The organism is Spirosoma daeguense, from assembly GCF_054776875.1.
On sequence record NZ_BAAHBF010000003.1, the window covers coordinates 313,357 to 337,989 of the forward strand.

Annotated in this window: 7 protein-coding genes; 1 reads left to right on the forward strand and 6 read right to left on the reverse strand. The window is 49.6% G+C overall.

What is annotated here, in order from left to right; translation table 11 throughout:
• The first annotated feature begins 51 nt into the window (after nt 1-51).
• Nucleotides 52-1,092, forward strand: a complete 1,041-nt coding sequence (locus tag ACYVD4_RS10480; protein WP_460945228.1) for a bestrophin family protein — start codon at nt 52-54, stop codon at nt 1,090-1,092.
• A 109-nt stretch (nt 1,093-1,201) separates the two neighbouring features.
• Here ACYVD4_RS10480 and argH read toward each other — a convergent pair whose 3' ends face one another.
• The 6 genes from argH to ACYVD4_RS10510 all read right to left on the reverse strand — a co-directional run bounded on the left by argH (nt 1,202) and on the right by ACYVD4_RS10510 (nt 24,438).
• Nucleotides 1,202-2,536 (reverse strand): argininosuccinate lyase, encoded by a 1,335-nt coding sequence (argH, locus tag ACYVD4_RS10485; RefSeq protein WP_460946203.1) that lies wholly within the window; start codon nt 2,534-2,536, stop codon nt 1,202-1,204.
• A gap of 235 nt (nt 2,537-2,771) precedes the next feature.
• Nucleotides 2,772-3,464 (reverse strand): TIGR02117 family protein, encoded by a 693-nt coding sequence (locus tag ACYVD4_RS10490; protein WP_460945230.1) that lies wholly within the window; start codon nt 3,462-3,464, stop codon nt 2,772-2,774.
• Between the two features lie 132 nt (nt 3,465-3,596).
• Nucleotides 3,597-4,892: an MDR family MFS transporter gene (locus ACYVD4_RS10495; protein WP_460945232.1), complete on the reverse strand. Its 1,296-nt coding sequence runs from the start codon at nt 4,890-4,892 to the stop codon at nt 3,597-3,599.
• A 62-nt stretch (nt 4,893-4,954) separates the two neighbouring features.
• Nucleotides 4,955-5,587: a hypothetical protein gene (locus ACYVD4_RS10500; protein WP_460945234.1), complete on the reverse strand. Its 633-nt coding sequence runs from the start codon at nt 5,585-5,587 to the stop codon at nt 4,955-4,957.
• Nucleotides 5,588-5,871: 284 nt separating this feature from the next.
• Nucleotides 5,872-21,363 (reverse strand): SdrD B-like domain-containing protein, encoded by a 15,492-nt coding sequence (locus ACYVD4_RS10505; protein WP_460945236.1) that lies wholly within the window; start codon nt 21,361-21,363, stop codon nt 5,872-5,874.
• A 381-nt stretch (nt 21,364-21,744) separates the two neighbouring features.
• Nucleotides 21,745-24,438 (reverse strand): M14 family zinc carboxypeptidase, encoded by a 2,694-nt coding sequence (locus ACYVD4_RS10510; RefSeq protein ID WP_460945238.1) that lies wholly within the window; start codon nt 24,436-24,438, stop codon nt 21,745-21,747.
• Nucleotides 24,439-24,633: the final 195 nt, after the last annotated feature.

Below are 24,633 nucleotides of genomic sequence, written 5' to 3' on the forward strand. Positions count from 1 at the left end.
GACCTTAGTGAAGCCCCGGAGTCTAATCGAAAAGTTTAACTAATACTACGTATGCTGATTGAAAAAGACCTCTCCTTTCGGGGAATGATGCGATTTTCGGGCCATCACCTGATCTGGCTCACCATCTGGATGACTTTTGTGGCGACGCTCTATTATTACACTCGCTGGAAATGGTTGTCTATCCCGTGGCTGCCGGTTTCGCTGATTGGTACGTCTGTTGCATTTTACGTCGGTTTCAAGAGTAATCAGAGTTACGACCGCCTTTGGGAGGGGCGAAAAATATGGGGAGCTATTGTAAACGGAAGTCGGGCCTGGGGAAGCGTAGTACGTTCGTTTATTCAGAACGAAAATAGCCAGAATACGTTTTCCGACGCTGAATTACACGCCATCAAAAAGCAGCTAATCTACCGGCACATCGGCTGGATTTACACGCTACGTCACCAACTCCTGCAACCAACGTCCTGGGAGCACATGAGCCTGAAAATAATTGGTATTGGCAACTACAATGTTCAACGTAGCAAAACGCTGGGAATTGGCCTGTATGCCGACGAAACCTACGAGAAATTCCAGCAGAAATACCTCCCCAACGAAGAGTATGAACGTATCAAAACGAAGGCCAATCCGGCTACGCATCTGATTGATAGACAGGCACAGCAACTGGCTGAGCTAAAAAAGCAGTCGCTAATTAGTAGCTTGAATATGAGCGATATGCAACGGATGCTTAATGATTTTTATGACCAGCAAGGCAAAGCTGAACGTATCAAACGAACGCCTTTTCCACGTCAGTACGCCAACTTAAGCTTCATTTTCGTCTGCATATTTATTGGTCTGCTGCCCTTGGGTATCGTAGGCGAATTTGCCAAGATTGGCGATGGAGGAATCTGGCTTTCCATCCCGTTTGGCATCATCGTCGGCTGGGTATTTGTGAATATGGAACTGGTTGGCGACTACTCCGAAAACCCGTTCGAGGGTTTGTTTAACGACGTACCGATGCTGTCGATTTGCCGGAACATCGAAATCGATTTATTGCAAATGCTGGGCGAATCGGAAACACCGACTGCTATTCAGGCGAAGAATGGCGTATTAATGTGATTCTTCAGGCCCCAACAGGCTCCGGCTGTTGGATACGTAGCAATAAAACTGTTAACCGCAAAGGCCCCGACAGACTCTGGCTGTCGGGGCCTTTGCGGTTAAAAAATATCTATTCCAGTAATTTGGTAATTGCTTCCTGCGCCTGAGTTGCCCCAAAACCATTAATAGCCTGTGTCATTTGCTGCACAATAAGGTCATTTCCCAGATTACCAATGCTGCCTTCGTGGGTATGACGTAGCGTGCGAGGTGCTACGTAGGTATGTTCACCGATTTCTTTTCCCACCGTCCGATACGCTTCGCGAAATGGAACGCCCTGTAAGACAAGTTCATTTACACGCTCTACGCTGAATAGCAAATCATACTTCGGATCATCCAGCAAATTAGGTTTCACCTGAAGATGCTCCAGCATAAACTCGGTGATGCTCAGACAGTCGAGCATATCATCGAAAGCAGGCATCAAAATTTCTTTCAGAATCTGCATATCGCGATGATAGCCAGAAGGTAGATTACTCAACACCAGCGTTATCTCCATCGGAAGTGCTTTCATCCGGTTGGTTTTGGCCCGAAGCAGTTCCGCTACGTCCGGATTTTTCTTGTGCGGCATAATGCTGGAACCTGTTGTCAGCCCATCCGGCAAGATCAGAAACCCAAAATTCTGGCTGTTATACAAACAGATGTCCATCGCCATCCGCGACAACGTAGCGGCTATGGTTGCCAGCGCACCAAGGGCGGTCTGTTCGGTTTTTCCCCGGCTCATCTGCGCATATACTACGTTGACGTGCATGCCTTCGAAACCGAGCAATTCAGTGGTCAGTGTTCGATTCAAAGGGAACGATGAGCCGTAACCTGCGCCAGAACCCAGTGGATTGCGGTTAGCCAAACGATAGGCCGTTTGCAGCGTCAGCATATCGTCGGCGAGGGCTTCGGCATAGGCACCGAACCAAAGTCCGAACGACGAGGGCATGGCAATCTGCAAATGGGTGTAACCCGGCAAAAGATCGTCTTTGTGTTGATTGGAACGGCTGATAAGTTGATCGAAAACCCGCTTCACAGCTTCGGTAACCTGCCACAGTCGATTACGGGTGAAAAGTTTCAGATCGACCAATACCTGATCATTCCGCGAGCGGCCCGAGTGAATTTTCTTGCCAACATCACCCAATTTCTGAGTGAGCAATAACTCTACTTGCGAATGAACGTCTTCAATACCATCTTCAATCACAAATTGCCCGGCCTGTATTTGCCCATAAATCTGCTTCAGTTCGTTCTGCAATAAGCTTAAATCGTCGCTGGTAAGCAGCCCGATTGTTTCAAGCATTTGAGCATGAGCAAGGTTGCCTAATACGTCGAAAGGAGCGAGGTAAAGGTCCATTTCACGGTCGCGCCCAACGGTAAACTGTTCGATTTGTTCGGCTGTCGATACGCCTTCTTTTTGCCAGAGTTTCAACGTAGTAAAGAGTGAAAGAGTGAAAGAGCGAACGATTTGCACGCTCGTTAGCAGCTACAAAGGTCGTAAAGAAAGCCGGGCCGACAATTTATAATATAATTTGGGTTGCTTTCTTCTGCTAGATTCTTGCAAGAACTGTAGTGAAAATTGAAACTTTGCTTGGTTAAAGACTGGTATATCTGCACCGCCGGGAGTAATCCAGAAACTTCAACAAGCGTTGTCTGTAAACTTTGATTTATTTTCGATTGTACTGATAAAATATTCCAGTATCGAAAGGTGTCCAGAAACAAGCTAATTGATCACAGCTTTTAAGCCCGTTATTGGCCCACGTATTACATGTATGAAATAGATTATATCTACCTTTTGCTTCATAAAACGTATCACTATCACCATAATTAGCATTCGATTTTATATTGATCAAATGTCCGTTTGAGTCGAATTGGAAACTATTATTTATATACTGAATAAGCTTTATATACTGCGTTTTCGAGAGCATAATTTTTACGCAATCTTCACTTTCCGACATATTTTTATAGAACGTAGCGTGAATAGCTGTTGATCCTAAACCAAATGTAGCGTTGAATGCAGTACTAAATTTCAAATCGGCCCAGGTAGGCGTTTCGAGATAAAATCCTTTGTCGCCCCATCCGAGGGCAACGTATTGAAATAGAGTGTCTTTACTTACTGTATTTTCGAATTTTATTTCCTTACTCCAGTCAATTTGATCATTCCTGATTGGCATGACTAAATCAGTATGAACGCCGTTCGTAAGAATATAAATAGCGATATCATTTGTAATTTCACTCTTTTTATTGACGCTAATTCTTGATAATAAATAGGCTGAAAGTAGATATATTGCAGTTAAACTTATCAGGATTGCTAGCGAAATTCCAATAGACTTTATCAACCTGAAAACACTAGTTGGCATAGCGTTAGAACCAGTTTAAAAAGATATAATTTGTCTTGTAAAAACAGGAGATTAAACGATTAGTTGCAAGATTGAAAATATAAATTAATATCAGGCGTATCAGAAAATAGTTGTTGCTGAATTTTATAGTTATTACGTAGCAACAACAATTGATTTTTGGGTCTGATGCATTTGTTTCCCCAGCCACCAGAACCCAATGGCTGCCAGCAAACTAATCATGACAATGAGTAGCCAATGTATCGAAAAACCGAGTTGTGCTACTACCAGCGAGCCTAAAGCGGGGGCCGTTGTTTGAGCTAGTGCTGCACTCATCGATTGTAATGCCAGATACTGACCGCGCGTGGCTGGAGTAGAACGTTCAACGGTTAGCGACTGCAAAAAAGGCATAACCAGCATTTCGCTGAACGTAGCAAACAGAATGTAGGCCAGTGGTATAATCAGACTAGTCGAAAGAAGTGTTGATAAACTAGTGCCAGAACTCGTCAGCCAGCCGTGTAGGCTAAGAATGAGAAAGGAACAACTGGTCAGCAAAACGCCCCGCACAATCAATTTGGTTTTCGACCATTGCCGTTTTTCAAGTTCATACACCAGCGCCATTTCAACCGTAACAATCAGCAGCCCGTTTAACGCCATCAGCGAGCCAATGGTACGTTCATTCAGGTGCATGATTTGCTTGAAAAATAAGGGGACGATGGTGAAAAATTGCATAAACGCAATCAGAAACAGCGCATTACAACAGATGAAACCGATGAACATGTAGTCGCGATAGGGCGATACGTTCGCTGGTGGCGTTGCCGATGACGTAGCGTTTGTAGGCTGTGTTTTAAGCTGATTTTCGTTTTGGGGAACGGGTAAAAAAGCCCAGAGAACAAGCCCTGCTGATAAACAGGTTAAGCCATCCGTCCAGAAAAGCAGACTGTAGTTTACGCTGGCCAACCAGCCACCAAGCCCGCTACCTACGGCCCAGCCAAGATTGATCGCCAACCGATTAAAGGAAAAAGCACGGGTACGTGTTTCTGGTTTTGAATAGTGCACAATAGCGGCCTGATTGGCTGGACGGAAGGCGTCGCCTAGTAATGTAAACAGAAAAACACTCGCGCAGAGCAGGTGAAAATTGGTAATGAACTGAAGCGTGAGCAGGGCAGTTCCGCCAAACAGTAAACTGAGTAACTGAACGTAGTAAAATCCGAATCGGTCGGTCAGGTGCCCGCCGAGAAACGTACCAATAAAAGCGCCCGCTCCGTAAACGGCCATCACAATGCCGGTATGTGTAACGGAATAATGTAAATGCTGCGTCAGGTAAAGCGTCATATACGGCAACACCATCGTACCGCAACGGTTAATCAGCATTACCCCAGCCAGTAACCATACAGACGGAGAAAGTCCTCGATACGCCTGCCGATAGAGATGAAGAGTTCGCTGAAACATGGTCGAAAGTTACGACGAATGCCTGTCAGCGTAAATTGATTCCTGAGTAAATGGCCCAAAAACTATTGGAATCTGGAATGCTTTCTTCGGGCGTCGGGGTCTTCGCCGGGCGCAACAAATATTTTCTTGTCGACAATCAACGGTCGGTGTTCTTCCAGAAAGGCTTTAAACAAACGGATTTCCTCCAACTGTTTCTCAATCGGATGTGTCAGGGCATAACTTTCTACGTATACTTCTGAATTTCCGCCCGGTTGAAAATCCGTTATAACATATTCCATCAATTTGATTCCTTTCCGTTTCAGCGCATGCAGGTACAGATTCTGATGGTTGTGTAGGAAGCGGCCGGGCTGATATGAACCGGTCGTTTTTATATCTACGGCTTTGAATTTTCCGATTAAATCGACGTAACCGTAAAAAAGCACATCCTCAACTTCCAATTGGCAATACACCTGCGTATCGACAATAGGGCGGGGGAGAAGTTTACGTACTTTTTTGATGACTTCGGCATCGAATCGATCTTCGCCAATACCTTTTATAACCGCATCTTCAAATGAAATACCCCGTTCCTGAGCCGCAGTGGTTGGCGTGGGTACCCGATTGATGGAATCGATCAATTCCTGCGCCGACAAATTCCCGCCTTGTAGATAGCGTGAGAAAACATTGAGAATGGACGGATAAAAACGGTACTGAATCATCGACGTAGCATAAAACCGAATAGTGATATATCTATAGGTTCAAACCCGCAAGTTTAGACATAGTTTCAGAAACGAGAAATTCGTTGACCTGCTACGTAGTAACACCATCCTAAATCCCACCCCCGTAGGGCTAATCTTGTAGGGGTTTGATTTTACCACCCCTAGCCAGAACGCTGGCCCGGCCCTCCTACAACAGGAGGGGGGCAGGGGTGGTAAATAACTTCTCAAAAAGAAAAAGGCCCCGTCGAACGACAGGGCCTTTTTCTTTTCTCATCCACTAACTTCTAACGACCACGTGTCTTTTTGATGACAAACGGTACGCACTTGGCTGGCGGACAGTCGGTTTCCAGACCAGCGTCGATAGCTAGTACATCTGGTTGAACCGGATTCGTTGGATCAAGCGTAATTGGTGCCGAGCGACCTGTTGTTGGGTTTGCATCGCTGTTTTCGGTTGTTGGTACACCTGGCCGGTTCTGGTTCGGGCTGATGATAAAGCCCGGTGGCAAGGTGGTTAGATCGAACTCAACAATGTAGGTTCCAGCAGGCAGGTTGGTGAACAGATACTGTCCTCCGCCCGTCGTAACAGTTGTCGAAACAACCGTGTAGTTACCTGGCGATGTTTCCTGGAGTAGACGTACCGTAACGCCATCCACACCGGGCTCACCTGGATCACGCTGACCGTCTCTGTCGAGATCGTTCCAGACATGCGAACCGATGCTGCCTACTGGTATCAGGAAGCCTGCGTCTACCGACGTATTGTTCTCGCCAGAGGCTAACGTGATCGAGCTAACGATACCGCCAATTGGATCAGAATCAAGGGTGTCGTCTCCACCTTGGTTTGGCAACGTAGCACTGTAACCAGTCGGAGCGGTAAAGCTTAGCGAGTACGGTACACCCGGTGTTAGACCCGTGAAGCTGTATTGTCCCGTGCTGGTGGTAGTCACTGATGCAATCGGCGTGTTAGTACCATCGAGTAACGTAACAACTACACCTGCTAGCGGTGGTTCACCGGCATCCTGGATACCATCTCTGTTGAGATCAACCCAAACGTAGTCACCCAAAGAGGCCGGACGATAGTAGCCCATATCCACCGTCGGATTGAACTCGCTAGCTGTCAGACTATACGTTCCTGTCAGACCCGTTGTTGGATTACCGTCCGAGTCAGTGGCATCGTCACCCTGATTCTGCAACGTAGCACTGTAACCCAGTGGTGCGGTGAAGCTCACCGAGTACGGTGTGTTTGGTGTCAGACCGGTGAAGGAGTAGATACCGTTGGCATCCGTCGTTGTTGTACCTGCCAGTATAATTCCATTTTCGATCAGACTCACGGTCACTCCTGGAATACCGGGTTCCCCGGCGTCTTGCTGACCGTTGTGGTTGAGGTCTTCGAAGACATAATCTCCGAGTCCAGCCGTCACTGGTGAGAAACCTGCATCCTGGGTTACACTCTGACCTGAAGTCAGCGTCACTGATGGGGTCAATCCGCCAATGGCATCCGAGTCGATGGTGTCGTCCCCACCTTGGTCCGGTGTGGTGGCGGTGAAGCCAGCCGGGGTGGTGAAGCTCAGCGAGTACGGCACACCCGGTGTCAATCCGGTGAAGGAGTACAAGCCACTGGCATCGGTGGTGGTGGAGGCCACCACAGTACCGTTGCTGATGAGCGTCACCACGACTCCTGGCAGGGCAGGCTCACCGGCACCTTGTGTACCATTGCGGTCAGTGTCGATCCAGACATAGCCATTGAGCGAAGCCGGACGATAGTAGCCCATGTCGACAGTCGGGTTGAACTCGTTAGCCGTCAGACTGTAAACACCCGTCAGACCCGTTGCTGGGTTACCATCGGAGTCGGTAGCATCGTCGCCCTGATTCTGCAACGTAGCACTGTAACCCAGTGGCGCGGTGAAGCTTACCGAGTACGGCGTATTCGGTGTTAGTCCAGTGAAGGAGTAGAGGCCGTTGGCATCGGTGGTCGTGGAAGCCACCAGCGTACCGTTGCTGATGAGCGAGACGACCACATTCGGAATGCCCGCTTCACCCGTATCCTGCTGACCATTATGGTTGAGGTCTTCGAAGACGAAGTCGCCCAGACCCGCTGTCAGCAGATAGAAGCCAGCGTCAATCGACGTATTGTTCTCACCTGCAGTCAGCGTGATAGGCCCTGTAATGCCACCGATTGGATCTGAGTCGGTATCCGATGAGCCTACATTCGGCACAGTCGCCGAATAATTGAGCGGTGTCGTGAAGCTTAACGAGTACGGTATACCCGGAGTCAGGCCGGTGAAGGAGTACAAGCCACTGGCATCGGTAGTCGTAGATGCGATAGCCACACCATTCTGAATGAGCGTCACCACTACACCCGGAATTCCCGGTTCGCCCGGATCCTGTGTGCCATTATGATCAAGGTCATTCCAGACAAAGTTACCCAGACTAGCTTGTGGAATGTAGAAGCCTGCATCCAATGACAGGTTGTATTCGCCAGCCGCTAACGTAACAGAGGGTGTCAAGCCTGTGATTGGGTCTGCATCAGAATCCAGCTCATCGTCACCGTTGTAATGTTGGTGTGGCAACGTAGCTGTGAATCCAACTGGAGTCGTGAAGCTCACCGAATAGGGAATGCCCGGCGTCAGACCTTCAAATAGATAGAAGCCATTTGCATCCGTAAGCGTGCTTGCTACGATTGCACCATTTTGCAACAGTACAACTACCACATCCAGAATGCCCGGTTCGCCTGCATCCTGAACGCCATCGCGATCCAGATCATGCCAGACAAAGTTGCCTATAGCTGCTGCGTTCGATTGGCAGTTTTGAGAAAGCTCTTCTGTAACACTGCAACCGTTTAGCGATATCGTAATCGTAACGATTTGACCAGATGGAATTCCTGTAATCTGGTTACCAGCAATGGTTCCTACATTGGCCGTTACCGTAGCGCCAGCCGTTACCGTGAAGCTCACGTCATACGTAGCAATACCATTACAAGCGACAGTTGTTACTATAGTTGGTAGCGGATTCACTGTTACCGTAGCTGTCGTCGTGCTGATACAACCGCTAGCGTTGGCCACCGTAACCGAGTAGGTTGTTGTTGCTGTTGGGCCAACCACTAATATACCTGTCAGGTTTGTCTCACCTGTCGAGAAGGTGTAGGCCGTACCGCCCGAAGCGACCAACGTTGCCGATGTACCTTCGCAGGCTGTTGCCGAAGTTAGTCCGGCAACTGGTAGTGTATTGACATCCACCGTAGCCGAAGTTACACTGATACAACCGCTGGCATTCACTACAGTTACAGCGTAAGTGGTCGTACTAATAGGATTAACAACCAGTTCGCCTGTTGTATTTGTAACACCCGTCGAGAAGATGTACGATGCACCACCCGACGCAACCAGTGTAGCCGATTGGCCTTCGCAGATCGTTGCCGATGTCAATTGCGCTACAGGTAACTCATTTACCGTTACAGTCCCTAACGTAGTGCTTTCACAGCCTGCTGCGTTGGCTACCGTTACCGAATACGTAGTAGTGGTAGCTGGTGAAACGGCCAGTAAGCCAGTTGTATTGATGGTGCCATCGGAGAAGGTGTATAACGTACCACCCGTTGCGGTTAGCGTTACTGGCTGACCAACGCAGATCGTTGCCGATGCCAGTTCAGCTACCGGGTATGGTTCGATAGTGATGCTACCTGAACCCGTGCCATTGCAACCCGTTGAAAGGGCCGTTACACTATACGTTCCAGCAACAGTACCAACTGCTACGTTCGAATTGCCAACCTGCGCCAGACCCGGCGAGAAAATATACGTATCATAACCCGCTGTAGCAATCAGCGTTGCCGACTGACCAGTACAGATAGTAGCGGAGCTGAGTTGAACAATCGGATTCGAATTAATCAGAATTGAACCGGTTGCAGTAGCTGAGCAGCCTGCGGCCGTAATCGCCGTTACTGAGTACGTACCATTGGTTGAACCCGTTGCTTCGTTCGATGTGCCGATTTGTGTCAGACCAGCCGAGAAGATATAGGTTGCGAAGCCTGGCGTTGCTCTGAGAGTAGTGACCAGACCAGCGCAGATCGTTTCCGACGTGAGCGTTAACACAGGTAGGTCGTTTACCGTTACCGAGCCGCTCGTTGTGCTGATACAACCCGAAGCATTGGCCACCGTTACCGAATACACAGTCGTAAATATTGGATTGATAACCAATAGGCCCGTTGTATTTGACGTACCATTCGAGAAGGTATAGGAACTACCGCCCGACGCAACCAGCGTAGCCGACTGGCCTTCGCAGATCGTTGCCGATGTCATCGTTGCTGCTGGTAATGGATTGACCAAGATAGTCGCCGATGCAACGCTACTACAAGTCGTACCTGCGGATACCGTTACTGAGTAAGCTGTTGTCGAGCTTGGGCTCACGATAAGTACGCCTGTCGAATTGGTTATACCAGTTGAGAAACTATACGTCGTTCCACCGCTAGCCGTTAGCGTTACTGTTTGACCTTCGCAGATGGTTGCCGAAGCAGGAATCAGGCTCGCTACAGGAACCGTATTTACCGTTACTGATCCCGTAGCTGTGTTGAGACAGCCACTGGCACTGGCCACCGTTACCGAGTAAGGCGTAGTGCTCGATGGGCTTACCGTGAATATACCTGTCGAATTAACTTCGCTGGTTGAGAAGGTATAGGACGTACCGCCCGACGCAATCAGTGTAGCCGATTGACCTTCGCAGATCGTTGCCGAAGTTAGTGCTGCTTCTGGCAACGGATTCACAGTGATCGTAATTGCCGTAGTGCTTTCACAACCGCTGGCGTTGGTAACTGTTACAACATACGTAGTGGTTTGGACTGGGGTAACTACCAGAACACCCGACGTATTGATTGTACCCGATATGTTATACGACGTACCACCGCTGGCGGTCAGCGTTACCGATTGGCCAACGCAGATGGTCATAGCACTGGCTGCGACATTGGCTACAGGTATAGCATTTACTGTTACAGTACCCGACGTAGCGGCTGTTGTTGTGGTGCTTACACAGCCGCTGTCGTTGATGGCCGTTACCGAGTAAACCGTTGTCGACGTCGGACTTATGGCCAATTGACCCGATGAGTTCACATCACCCGTTGAGAAGGTGTATGACGTACCACCCGAAGCGATCAGTATTGCCTGTTCACCTGAACAGATTGTGATCGAGCTGAGCGTAGCGGTTGCCGACGGATTGACCGTTACAATAGTCGATGCCGTACTGGTACAACCGCTGGCGCTTGTTACTGTAACCGAATATGTCGTGGTTGTTGTTGGGGCAACTGCCAGCACGCCAGTAGTATTGGACGTACCGTTAGAGAAGATATACGACGCACCACCCGAAGCAGTTAACGTAGTTGACGTTCCTTCACAAATGGTAGCTGAACTTGCGCTTATCGTAGCAACAGGTAGTTCATTTACCGTTACCGAGCCGCTCGTTGTGCTGATACAGCCGCTGGCGGTGCCTACGGTTACGGAGTAGATCGTTGTGGTTGTGGGCGTTACCATCAGCACTCCGGTCGCGTTAACCAAACCTGTTGAGAACGTATATGACGTACCACCCGACGCAACCAGTACACCTGTTTGACCTTCGCAGATGGTTGCTGAAGTGATGGCTGGCGTTGGTAACGAGTTTACTATTACCGTTACGTTGGTCGTACTGATACAGCCATTGTCGTTCGCTACAATTACCGAATAAGTTGTGGTTGCTGTTGGTGCCACTTCCAGTCGGCCATCTGTACTAAGCGTACCGTTGGAGAAGGTATAGGAACTACCACCCGATGCAACCAGGGTTACCGACTGACCAATACAGATGGTTGGGGATGCTGGGCTGAAGACAGCCGTTGGCGGTGAGTTTACCGTTACCGTAGCCGACGTAGTACTTACACAGCCGCTGGCATTGGCCACCGTTACCGAATAAGCTGTGGTCGAAGTTGGACTCACCACCAGACTACCGTCGAGGTTGGAGGTACCAGTGGAGAAGGTGTAGGAACTACCGCCACTAGCCGTCAACGTAGCCGATTGACCCACGCAGATAGTGGCCGAACTGAGCGTTGGAGTTGGCAATGAATTTACATTAACAACCGCCGTGGTGCTGCTGACACAACCGCTACCGCTGCTGGCTGTCAATGCATACGTAGTAGTTGCTGTTGGCGCTACCACTAATTGCCCGTTGCTGTTAACCGTGCCATTTGAGAAGGTATAGGACGTACCGCCCGACGCAGCCAGCGTAGCCGATTGACCTACGCAGATGGTGGCTGGTGTTGGTGTTAACGTAGCGGTTGGTAGTTGGTTCACCGTTACGGTCACGCTGGTGGTGCTGACACAGCCGCTGGCACTGGCCACCGTTACCGAGTAAGCCGTGGTCGAGCTTGGGCTCACCACCAGTGCACCTGTGTTGTTGGAGGTACCGTCGGAGAAGGTATAGGAACTGCCACCCGACGCAATCAGGGTTACCGACTGACCAATACAAATGGTTGGGGATGCTGGGCTGAAGACGGCCGTTGGCGGTGGGTTCACCGTTACCGAGCCGCTCGTTGTGCTGATACAACCCGAAGCATTAGCCACCGTTACCGAATAAGCTGTGGTCGAAGTTGGACTCACCACCAGACTACCGTCGAGGTTGGAGGTGCCAGTGGAGAAGGTATAGGAACTACCGCCACTAGCCGTCAAGGTGGCCGATTGACCCACGCAGATGGTGGCTGAACTGAGCGTTGGAGTTGGCAAGGAGTTGACCGTTACCACGGCTGTGGTGCTGGTGATACATCCGCTGGCACTCACCCCAGTCACGGCATAGGTGGTGGTCACGGTTGGACTCACTGCTAAGCGACCCGAGTTGTTAATGGTACCGTTGGAGAAGGTGTGTGAGCTGGCACCCGTTGCCACCAGTGTGGTCGACTGGCCTACGCAGATGGTGGCTGGCGTTGGGGTGAGCACCAGATTCGGCAGTTGGTTCACCGTTACGGTCACGCTGGTGGTGCTGACACAGCCGCTGGCACTGGCCACTGTTACCGAGTAAGCCGTGGTCGAGCTTGGGCTCACCACCAGTGCACCTGTGTTGTTGGAGGTACCGTCGGAGAAGGTATACGAGCTACCACCCGATGCAACCAGGGTTACCGACTGACCAATACAAATGGTTGGGGAAGCTGGGCTGAAGACAGCCGTTGGCGGTGGGTTCACCGTTACCGAGCCGCTCGTTGTGCTGATACAACCCGAAGCATTGGCCACCGTCACCGAATAAGCTGTGGTCGAAGTTGGACTCACCACCAGACTACCGTCGAGGTTGGAGGTGCCAGTGGAGAAGGTGTAGGAACTACCACCACTAGCCGTCAAGGTGGCCGATTGACCCACGCAGATGGTGGCCGAGCTGAGCGTTGGAGTTGGCAAGGAGTTGACCGTTACCACGGCGGTGGTGCTGGTGATACATCCGCTGGCACTCACCCCGGTCACGGCATAGATGGTGGTCACGGTTGGACTCACCGCTAAGCGACCCGAGTTGTTGATAGTACCGTTGGAGAAGGTGTGTGAGCTGGCACCCGTTGCCACCAGTGTGGTCGACTGGCCTACGCAGATGGTGGCTGGCGTTGGGGTGAGCACCAGATTCGGTAGTTGGTTCACCGTTACGGTCACGCTGGTGGTGCTGACACAGCCGCTGGCACTGGCCACCGTTACCGAGTAAGCCGTGGTCGAGCTTGGGCTCACCACCAGTGCACCTGTGTTGTTGGAGGTACCGTCGGAGAAGGTATAGGAACTACCACCCGATGCAACCAGGGTTACCGACTGACCAATACAAATGGTTGGCGAAGCTGGACTGAAGACAGCCGTTGGCGGAGTATTTACCGTTACTGTACCTGTGGCTGAACTGATACAATTCGTTCCTCCAGAGGCTGTTACTGAGTAAGTCGTTGTTGCCGTTGGTGCTACTTCCAGCAGACCGTTGTTGTTGGTTGTGCCATTGGAGAAAGTGTAAGAAGCTCCACCGCTAGCCGTCAGCGTTACAGACTGGCCGATACAAATCGTTGCCGAACTCAGTGAAGATGTCGGAACCTGATTCACGGCTATAGTAGCCGTTGTAGTACTTACACAGCCGCTGGCACTGACTACCGTTACCGAATAGGCCGTGGTCGAGCTTGGGCTCACCACCAGACTACCCGTGGTATTTATTAGCCCTGTTGAGAAGGTGTAAGACGTACCACCCGAGGCTGTGAGGGTGGCTGAATTACCGATACAAATCGTTGCTGAGCTGAGCGTGGCGACAGGTAATTGGTTTACCGTTACTGTAGCCGACGTAGTGCTTACACAACCGCTGGCATTAGCCACCGTTACCGAATAAGCTGTGGTCGAAGTTGGACTCACCACCAGACTACCGTCGAGGTTGGAGGTACCAGTGGAGAAGGTATAGGAACTACCGCCACTAGCCGTCAACGTAGCCGATTGACCCACGCAGATCGTAGCTGGGCTAAGTGTAGCCACAGGACGTGGATTTACCGTTACGTTGATGCTTGCCGTTGCCGAGCAACTATTGGCATCTGTTACAGTTACCTGATAGAGGCCAGATTGAGCTATCGTTGCATTGTTGATAACAAGCGGGTTGTTGTTATTTCCGCCAAGACCTGGGCCACTCCATACATACGCTAAACCACCTGGGCTAGCCGTCAGCGTGATGGATTGACCTTCGCAAATGGTCGTCGTTCCGGCAATCGATACCGCTGGCGCATTTGGCACGGGGTCGATTGTTACGTTGGTAGCTGGAGAAACGCAGCCCGTAGCAATTGACCGTACTCGTAACTGATACACGTCAGGTACTAAACCTGCCAGTGTTGGCGAAGCCTGATAAGAAATACCGTTATTTAAACTGTATTGAACGCCGGTTGCTGGTGTCTGAATGATAACAGATCCGGTTGTTGTTGAGCAGTTTGGTTGCGTTGCCGTAAAGGTTGGCGCATCAGGTAGTGGACTGATCGGTAAGGTAATCGTTCCCGATGTTGTACAACTGTTGGCATCTGTTACAACTACTGAATAGCTACCACCACTTACGTTTGTAAGGTTTGGTGTTGTTTGTCCATTGCTCCATAAGTAGGTATAAGGCGTTGTGCCTCCGCTAACCAGACTGGTGATACTGCCCGTTGCCTGACCCGTACAAACCGAACCACTGCCCGTAAGCGAAACCGTTAGCTGGGCGGGTTGCGAAATCGTTGCCGACTGAACTACCGTACAACCATTGGCATCCTGAACGGTAACTGTGTAGCTACCAGCACCTGTTTGTAAGCTACTGACACTGGCGGTATTCTGCGTAGACACAACACCTCCGGCATTGGCGTAGGTAAGCGAGTATGGCCCATCGCCACCACTAATGGTTACTGTAATAGAACCCTGCTGACCAAAACATGCTGCATTAGTCGACTGAATGTTGACAGCAATTGGGTCAGGCTGGGCAACTGCTACACTCGCCGTGTTGCTTACACAACCGCTGGCGTCTGTAACAACAAGGCTATAGGTGTCGGCAACACTGAATATAGGATTGGCTGAGGTTGAGATCACACCCACTACGCCCGTCCGATACCATGCATAGCTTACCGGTGGCGCGCCACCTATTACCTGTGTAGCAATTGCAACACCTGGACCATTACCCGTACAAACAACACTGGTGCTCAGAATTTGGGCTACTGGTGCTGGTTTAACCGTTACGTTAAAGCTGGCTGTAGCCGTACAGCCATTTGCATTCGTAACTAATACCTGATACGTACCCGAATTAGCAGTGGTGCTGTTAGCAATTGTCAGCGGGTTGCTGCTGCCTAAACTACCGCCGGGGCCGCTCCATGCATACGTTAAGCCTGTTGTTGGGTTGGCCGTCAGCGTGATTGTCTGACCCGCACAGATGGAGGAGTTTCCTGAGATCGTTGGCGTTGGTAATGAATTCACCGTTACCGTGCCTGTGGCTACTGCACTACATCCTTGTGCCGACGTTACCGTTACTGAGTAGGTCGTTGTAGATGTTGGAGCTACTACTAATAGACCCGACGTATTCGTGTTGCCTGGGCCAAACCGGTATGAGCTACCACCCATAGCCACCAGCGTGGCGCTGGTACCACTACAAATTGTTACGCTGCTCAACGTGGCCGTTACCGATGGATTAACCGTTACCGACGTAGTGGCAATAGCACTACAGGTAGCTCCATTGGTTACCGTTACTGAATACGTGTTACTGCCGATAGCAGCGGGAATGACAGAAACGGTTCCTGTAGAATTCGTTGTGCCGTTGCTGAAACGGTAGCTCGAACCACCTGCTGCTGTTAACGTAACAGTCTGACCCGCACAGATAGTCGCTGGACTTGCAGATAAGGTTGCCGTTGGTAGTGTATTTACTGTAACTGTACCCGTTGCTGTGCCGATACAGCCATTAGCGTTGGTTACTGTGACTGAATAGGTAGTGGTGGTCGTTGGGTTTATCGCTAATTGACCCGTACCATTCGATAGACCCGTCGAGAAGCTATAGGACGTACCGCCCGTCGCCGTTAAAGTAGCAGTCTGACCCACACAGATTGTGGCGTTGCTTAACGTAGCGGTAACGGCCGGATTTACCGTTATGATAGCGGTTGTGGTACTGATACAGCCCGAGGCATTGGCTACTGTTACTGAATACGTAGTGGTGGCCGTTGGGCTTACCACTAATTGACCCGTGCCATTCGATAGACCTGTCGAGAAGGTATAGGACGTACCGCCCGTTGCTGTTAAGGTAGCTGTCTGACCCGCGCAGATCGTAGCCGAGCTAAGTGTTGCCGGTGGTAATGAATTTACCGTAACTGTACCTGTTGCCGTACTAACACATCCATTAGCGTTGGTTACTATGACTGAATAGGTAGTGGTGGCCGTTGGGCTTACCACTAACTGACCCGTGCCATTCGATAGACCCGTCGAGAAGCTGTAAGACGTACCGCCCGTTGCCGTTAAGGTAGCAGTCTGACCCGCGCAGATCGTAGCATTACTTAACGTAGCGGTAACGGCCGGATTTACCGTAACTGTACCCGTTGCCGTACTAGCACATCCACTGCCATTAACAACTGTTACCGAATAGTTAGTGGTGGTCGTTGGGTTTACTGCTAACTGACCTGTGCCATTAGAAAGACCTGTCGAGAAGCTGTATGACGTACCGCCCGTTGCCGTTAAGGTAGCAGTCTGACCCGCGCAGATCGTAGCATTACTTAACGTAGCAGTGACGGCCGGATTTACTGTTATAGTAGCGGTAATGGTGCTGATACAGCCACTGCCGTTAGCCACTGTTACCGAGTAGGCGGTGGTTGAGGTTGGTATTGTTACCAACCGGCCGGTATTGTTTGTCGTGCCGTTGGAGAATGTATAGGCCGTGCCGCCCGTGACAGTCAATGTAGCTGACTGACCCGCGCAGATGGTTGGGGAATTCACGGCAGCAATTGGCAGTGCATTCACTGTAACTGTACCCGAAGCGGTGCCCGTACAACCGTTGCTGCTTACCGTTACCGAATACGTAGTAGTGGTTGTTGGTGTTACCGCTAACTGACCCGTGCCGTTAGAAAGACCTGTCGAGAAAGAGTAGGACGTACCACCGGTTGCTGTTAAGGTGGCTGTCTGCCCTGCGCAGATGGTGGCATTGCTTAACGTAGCAGTGACGGCCGAATTCACCGTAACTGTACCCGTTGCTGTGCCGATACAACCGCTCGAATTAGCTACCGTTACCGAATATGTAGTAGTGGTTGTTGGATTTATCGCTAACTGACCCGTGCCATTCGATAGACCTGTTGAGAAGCTATATGACGTACCGCCGGTTGCTGTTAAGGTGGCTGTCTGCCCTGCGCAGATGGTGGCATTGCTTAACGTAGCAGTGACGGCCGGATTCACCGTTATGATAGCGGTTGTGGTACTGATACAGCCCGAGGCATTGGCCACTGTTACCGAGTATGCCGTGGTTGAGGTCGGGAATGTTACCAGCCGGCCTGTATTGTTGTTCGTGCCGTTGGAGAAAGTATAGGACGTACCGCCGGTTGCTGTTAAGGTCGCTGACTGACCCGCGCAGATGGTTGGGGAGTTGACAGACGCAATTGGCAGCGAATTTACCGTAACTGTACCCGTTGCCGTACTAACACAGCCATTAGCGTTGGTTACTGTAACTGAATAGTTAGTGGTGGTCGTTGGGTTTACCGCTAACTGACCCGTGCCATTCGATAGACCTGTCGAGAAAGAGTAGGACGAACCACCAGAAGCAACCAGCGTAACCGATTGACTCGCGCAAATAGTGGCTGAAGTAAGGGCTGCGGGCGGTAGTGAATTTACCGTAACTGTACCCGTTGCTGTGCTGATACAACCGTTGGCATTAGCTACCGTTACCGAATAGTTAGTAGTCGTGATTGGGGCTACTGCCAGTTGGCCGTTGTTGTTAATAGCTCCATTTGAGAAGGTATAGGACGTACCGCCACTAGCAACCAGATTCGCTGTTTGACCTACGCAGATAATAGTCGAACTTAACGTAGCGGTTGGTAACGTATTCACCGTTACACTACCTGTGTTTACGGCCGTACAACCGCTGGCGTTAGTTACCGTTACCGAATAATTAGTAGTAGTAACTGGAGCTACTACTAGTTGACCATTGTTATTGATAGTTCCATTTGAGAATCTATAGGACGAACCACCCGTAGCGATTAACGTAGCGGATTGGCCTACGCAGATGGTGGCTGAGGTGAGAGCTGCGGTTGGTAGCGTATTTACCGTTACCGTGCCCGAAGCGGTGCCCACACAACCATTGGCATTGATCACCGTTACCGAATAAGCCGTGGTAGAGGTTGGAACCACTAAAATCTGGCCGTTGGTATTGGTGGTACCCGTTGAGAAGGTATAGGACGTACCGCCCGACGCAACCAGCGTAACCGACTGACCTGCGCATATTGTTGATGAACCAAGCGTTGCTGTTACGGCAGGGTTGACTGTAACCGTACCCGTTGCCAGATTTGTGCTTCGACAGCCATTCGCATTGACAGCCGTTACCGAATACGTAGTGTTAGCCGTTGGTGTTACCGAGAGGATTCCTGTGACATTAGACGTACCGTTGGAGAAAGTATAGGACGTACCACCGGTTGCAGTCAGGTTTACAGACTGGCCTGCGCAAATAGTAGCTGAGCTAAGAGCCGCCGTTGGTAGTGCATTTACTGTTACCGTTACTGTTGCTGTGGTTGAGCAGATTGGACTCGTACTAACCGTTACGGTAAAGGTACGTGTGCCGGTTGCCGTCAGGCTCGATGCGGTGGCAGTTGCTGTGGTTGCTCCAGATAGCGTAATACCGGCAGGGGCACTCCACGCATACGTATAACTGTCGGCTGGGCTTACCTGAGCCGACAGAGTTACAGTACCTCCCTGACAAACGCTGGCACTACTCGCAAGTGCCGTAAGTGATGGTGGTACACAGGGTGCATAACCTGCATCATACGAAAAATTATTTTGCCCCGAAGAACCTAATGTGAAAACAATCCGACCTGCCGAGTTGGCATCTGTATCGATATTGCTGGCATTGGCGCCTGTGGCTGAGTTTGGTTTGCTGCTTATGTAAGCATTGCTGGCTGTTACGCTGGTTGGAAACGACAGCGTATAGGAACCGCCCGCTGTAAGACCTGTTAAACCATAAGTGAAACCACCTCCGCTCGTTCCGGCAGCATTCGTAAAATAATACTCACCATTGGCGTTGGTTGTTACAGTAGCAGTGCCGCTTATACCGGGGCCAGTGAGTGTTACCACAACACCCGCTAGGGCTGGTTCGCCGGGGTCTTGTATACCATTGTTGTTGGAGTCGAGCCAGACACGGTTCCCTATTTCGATTGGCGCAGGATTACACAAAGCCTGTATACCACCAAGGCCGTTTGCTTTACCGGCAGTCCCTGCCCCGTCGGCAGCTAATGTATTGTAAAGCTCTGCCGATTGAGTTCTGGCACCTGTTCGGTTGTTGAACCAGCCTATCCCTCCTGTAAAGATATCCGTCGGGTCCATTATGGTGGTTACAACTACGTTATAGCCAGGAATGGAATAGCCACTACCCATTGATGTTTCTTGGTGAATGGCAGTAGATGAGGATGGGTCGGTAAAGGATTCCTGGTAGTAGAATTCCCCAGAAGGAGTATTATAACCCGACGTCGTAGGTGTGCCCGGTCCCTGGCCGTTTCCGACTCCCCCCGCACTGGTCAAACCGCCAACTGTACCGTTATTTTCCAGTACCCACTGCGAGCCATTATAGTTTGCCCGCAGGAGATCTCCACCAATGTAGCCACCATATATGGTAGGGGTAGCGCTGTTGTCGGTAGTATTACGTTGCCGGTATCCCAACTGGAAACCCGTACGGTCGGCGAGGTCAAGAATCATGTCGCCATTATCCGCAAACGTAATATCCGTAAGCATGGGTTGCGGACGGCCTACCCGAACCCCCCCCGTTGCTGTAACGGAGCTAATGCCCAACTGACTGAATCCTGTAACCCAGGGTTGCCAGGTTGAGCCAATAGCGGCATCACCAACCCGTACGGCTCCTTTGGTATAATTCAGCCGGAACGAGAAGGTAGGAGTACTTGAAAGAGTCGAAGCACCTTCCTGCATCGAGTATACAGTAGCATACAGGTCGCTTGTTCCGCCTGACGTTACCGTGCCCGACATGCCGGAACAAACCCCGCCAACGTAAACCTGATTATTTTTGACGGAAACAGCAAAAGGGCGGAAGTCGCCGTTTGTACAGCCCGTAACAGGAATTGCGATTGTTGTTAATGAGCTGGTCGATGAGATTGCAGCTACGGCAGGGTTACCGACATTAAGCGCCAATAAGTTACGATTGTATAAATCGACAACGTACAGGATTTTACTATCGGAAGAGAACGCCATGCCGCCCAGACCGGCCGTTCCTACTAAACTAAACGCTGTTGGGTCGGTACTCGATACCGTACCACTACCGGGCAAGGTAGAGCGGGTGCCTAATTGAGTTTGCCCTAAGTTAATATTGAACGGTGCATTTTCTAAATCGACCAGTAGCGTAGTGGTGCCACTGGTTGTGGTGGCGTAGATACCACCTAAGCCCGCAGGCCCGAGTCCTACGTGGCGTTTTAAAAATGCAGAAGAGAATACCTTTTGTGTTTCGCGCTGATATGCCACCCCCCAGACACTACCAATGTCGGCTCCGTCGGCAATTGACGTTGCCGCAACAGCCGTGCCCGATGAATTATAGGGTAGCGTAACCAGTACGTGTTCGCTAGCCGCCGTACCAGTTATCAATGGATTACCATTTACATAACAAGGGACAACCAGATTGGGCGCGGCCTGACAGTAATCTAAGGGGTAGTTTATCCCAAAGTTTACGTTCCCCAGGCCAGTGGCTGTGGTTGGCGTAACGAATTGTACGGACGTTGCATTGTTGCCTGCGGCCGTGGCTCTGAACGACTCGTAATCACCTCCGCCCAGATTCGTAAATTCAACCCTATGGGGGTTTGTATTACCAATGGTGAGCGTATAGGTTCCGAGCGAAGCAGTAGCCGTACTACTAACTGTAGTGGCAACTGCTACTCCGGCAGCATTATAGGCGGTCACCGTAATGCCTCCTACGCCGGGTTCCCCATAGGAATAGGTGCCGGAAGAGGGAAAGGCGGTATACACGCCGTTGCTGTTGAAGTCGCGGAAAACAGTTCCCGAAATAGTCTGTCCAAAGCTGGGTAGTGCGCTTAAGAGCATCACCACAACAAGCATTACCGACGACGTGAAGAAAAGTTTCGTAGAAGTACGCATATAGTATCCTTTAAGTATTCAAGAGAGGCAACTCATCTCTTGAATACACAAATAATATGCCGCTTCCCTGTAGCAAGGTTACAAATAGAATTAATTATCTATTCTTACTATATTGTTAGTTGTAGAAAACGTTTATAAGTAATCTTTTGATATTATTTAGTTATACTAATCTCAAATACTATGCCAGAATGGTTAATTATTTTGCGATCTTAGTTACTGAAATTGTATTGTATTTAACTAGTAGTTTCCTGGTTTGATAATAGCAACGTACTGCTCGCCATTTTTTATACCAATTTTTTTATGGAAATTCTTATTCTGCTTTATCTCTTAACAACAAAACCTCCCATAAGGAGGCTTCGTTGTTAAGAGATAAAGCAGAAGTTACTGTTTAAGGATCGAAATAACTTTTCGTTCATTGTGTCGGATCACTTCGAGCAAATGATTGCCTGCAGGTAAGCTATTTACTTGAATAATACGTTCTGACTCTGCTCCGGTCATAGTTGCCTGATGGCGTACCTTACCATCAATGCTGATCAGACGTAACTGGGCTTCCTGGCCATTCGGTTTGATTCGTACCTTAACGTATTGATCGGCTGGGTTTGGATAAACGGTTACTTGAAGTGATTGATCAGTCACTGTTTCTGCTACGTCGTTGGCGGCTTCTCTCGCAACCGGGCTGCCACACGGATTGCTTACCGCCGGACCTATACCTGTTGGTGTATACGTAGCACTCGTTGTCATTACAATCTTGTCGATTCGAACCCCGTCTTCGCGCATCCATATATTCAGCGTATGAGAACCTGCCGAGTTGACAACCACTTTAAAAGCTGTGCTTCCGGCCGCTTTTAACCAGGTCCAGGTTGTACTACCGTTGTTGTAGTTGCTGCTATTCGGATTCAGAGTTACGGCTGTACCATCGAGCCCAATATGAAACGAATCGTCATAAATACCGTCGCTTCCGGCGGCCATTCGTACCCATACGTAGTATGTACCAACAGTGCTGAAATTCAATGAATAATCTAAACGGGGGCCAACCAGACTGTTCTGTACATTAACACTGGCACCGGTTATTGTCATGGCAGTGGTTCCCGATGCGTTGGCTACACTGACCGGCGTCCAGTTTCGACCTGCGGCAGCTCCTGTTCCGGCTGTTCGGGTTGTATAACCTTCAGCCTCAAATACAACCATTCCACCGGTTTCGCGATAGCAGTTTGTAGTGGGAGCTGCCTGTGTTTTCACCGTTGCGGTTGCATACGTAGTGCCACAAGATGATTTTACCCGCCAGTCATATGTCGTATTAGACGTTAGTCCGGCAAGAGTATATGTGGTTCCGCTGACATTGATATCTGCGGGCCATGCCGTTGTACTCTGTGGTTTTATGGAGACAGCATATGACGAACTTCCGGTAACTGCCGACCAACTCAGTGTGGCACCCGTTTGTGATACGTTGCTGGAAGTTAGCGTCGTTGGCGTACCGCAATTGTTTGAGAATGTCAGAGTCAAAGTATCCTTAATAACGGATAAACCATTATCTACAGCCACTTCAAACGGAATTTGAGTGCCATTGGGCGTATTGGCTGCAATAGAAAACGTAGTAGAATCAGGCGTCGACTGGAGCAAACCTAAACCGATATACGTTTTGGCAGGTCCGGTAGAAACAACGTAAGAACTCAAACCCGTTGTGGTTACAGTATAACTAGCGGGTTTTATACTGAAATTCTGAAATTGATAACGTAGCGAACTCGTCGTTGCACTGAAAATAGGAGAACCACTGGCGGTAGCGCGACCATAATACGTTGAGATACGTAGCATCTTCCGGTTCATGTCGATCATGGTATTACTCAGTGGAATAATTCGGGAAGAAGCGGGCCAGAAACCATCCGATGACGTACCGATTTCTGGCGTAAAACCATAGATTTTACTTTTAGCTACCTGCTCGCCAAACTCCCAGTCAGGGGCGGTTCCATTGGCTTTGTAACCAACCGTTTCATAGGCATTGCCAATTTTAAAACCGTTTTCAACGGTCAAATACGTAGCGGCACTTCGGAAAGTGTTTAATTCGGAATTGTTGTTCGGGTTAAGACTCTCAAACGGATAGATACATACGTTACTATATGAGTGATAGTTGAACGTAGTAACAAATTGGTGTTGAGCGGCAAAGTTGCGAAGAGCAGCCGTCTCTGGTTCAGAAAAAGCTCCTGTACCCCGATACGTATCAGACGAAGTCGTTGGCGATGAACCCGTATTATCTAGAGCGTAGTTGTATGAATAGTTGCGATTGAGGTCAACGCCATACGTACCACCTGAGTTTGCCCGCCGATTTTTTCGCCACATGCCCCCACCGTTCGGATTCGTAGTTTGATTATAAACGTAGCCATCCGGATTCATACAGGGAACAATGTAGATTTCGGAGCTATTGACAAGTGTCCGTATTTCTTTATCCGTATTATAGTTTTCAAGGATATGCCACATGAAGAAAATCAACTGGCTAAGGCTAACTGGCTCGCGGGCATGGTGCAATGCATTCAGCAAAAGTTCGGGCTCATTTTCATCCACATCCGGGTTATCGCTGATTTTTACTACGTATAAAGGCCGCCCCTGAACTGATGAACCAATTGTTGATTTAACTGTAATTAAATTCGGATACAGCGTTCGCATTTTATCCAGAATAGTTGGCAGTTCGGCAAAGGAGTAATAACCACCGAACGAACCTAAACTGAAATTAGTGGGTGTAGAGACAGCCTCGGCGCGTGCCTTCTGGCTGGAGCGGTTATTCTCCTTGTCAATACCTGCGTTGATCTTCTGGTAATTCTTTTCAAGGTCACGAATCAGGTAAGTAACCTTTAAACCATGTTTACGCAAAATGATAATATCGGCGTCTGATACTTCAGCCGTGAAAACAGATTTATTTTCGTAGGAAAAGTGATCGACTTCGAGACCGTTATTGAACAGATGTTCCAGTCGTTCGGGATTAATGTTAACCCGGATACGATGATATTTGAGCTGTTGGGCCAGACTGAATTGAGACGTAAAGAGGCACCCTAACAGAAAGAGGAATAGGTAGATTTTCTTCATATTATATAACCTTTAGAGTAATTTTCGGTATAATTTATGAGTAATTGTTACTAATATAAAGCGTTGATTAATATTTTATTTGTTTTTAATGTGGTTGTGGTCTAAGAATTACCCGTCAGCAAAAATCGCCTGAGCCGTTTTCACTAATGGGTAATTTTTGTGCCTCTATCTTGTACTGCTGGACACGACTGTGTT

Excerpts from the sequence above, each read along its gene's own strand:
- ACYVD4_RS10480 (WP_460945228.1), top strand. The coding sequence starts at position 52 with ATGCTGATTGAAAAAGACCTCTCCTTTCGGGGAATGATGCGATTTTCG.
- ACYVD4_RS10490 (WP_460945230.1), bottom strand. The coding sequence starts at position 3,464 with ATGCCAACTAGTGTTTTCAGGTTGATAAAGTCTATTGGAATTTCGCTA.
- ACYVD4_RS10495 (WP_460945232.1), bottom strand. The coding sequence starts at position 4,892 with ATGTTTCAGCGAACTCTTCATCTCTATCGGCAGGCGTATCGAGGACTT.
- ACYVD4_RS10500 (WP_460945234.1), bottom strand. The coding sequence starts at position 5,587 with ATGATTCAGTACCGTTTTTATCCGTCCATTCTCAATGTTTTCTCACGC.
- ACYVD4_RS10505 (WP_460945236.1), bottom strand. The coding sequence starts at position 21,363 with ATGCGTACTTCTACGAAACTTTTCTTCACGTCGTCGGTAATGCTTGTT.
- ACYVD4_RS10510 (WP_460945238.1), bottom strand. The coding sequence starts at position 24,438 with ATGAAGAAAATCTACCTATTCCTCTTTCTGTTAGGGTGCCTCTTTACG.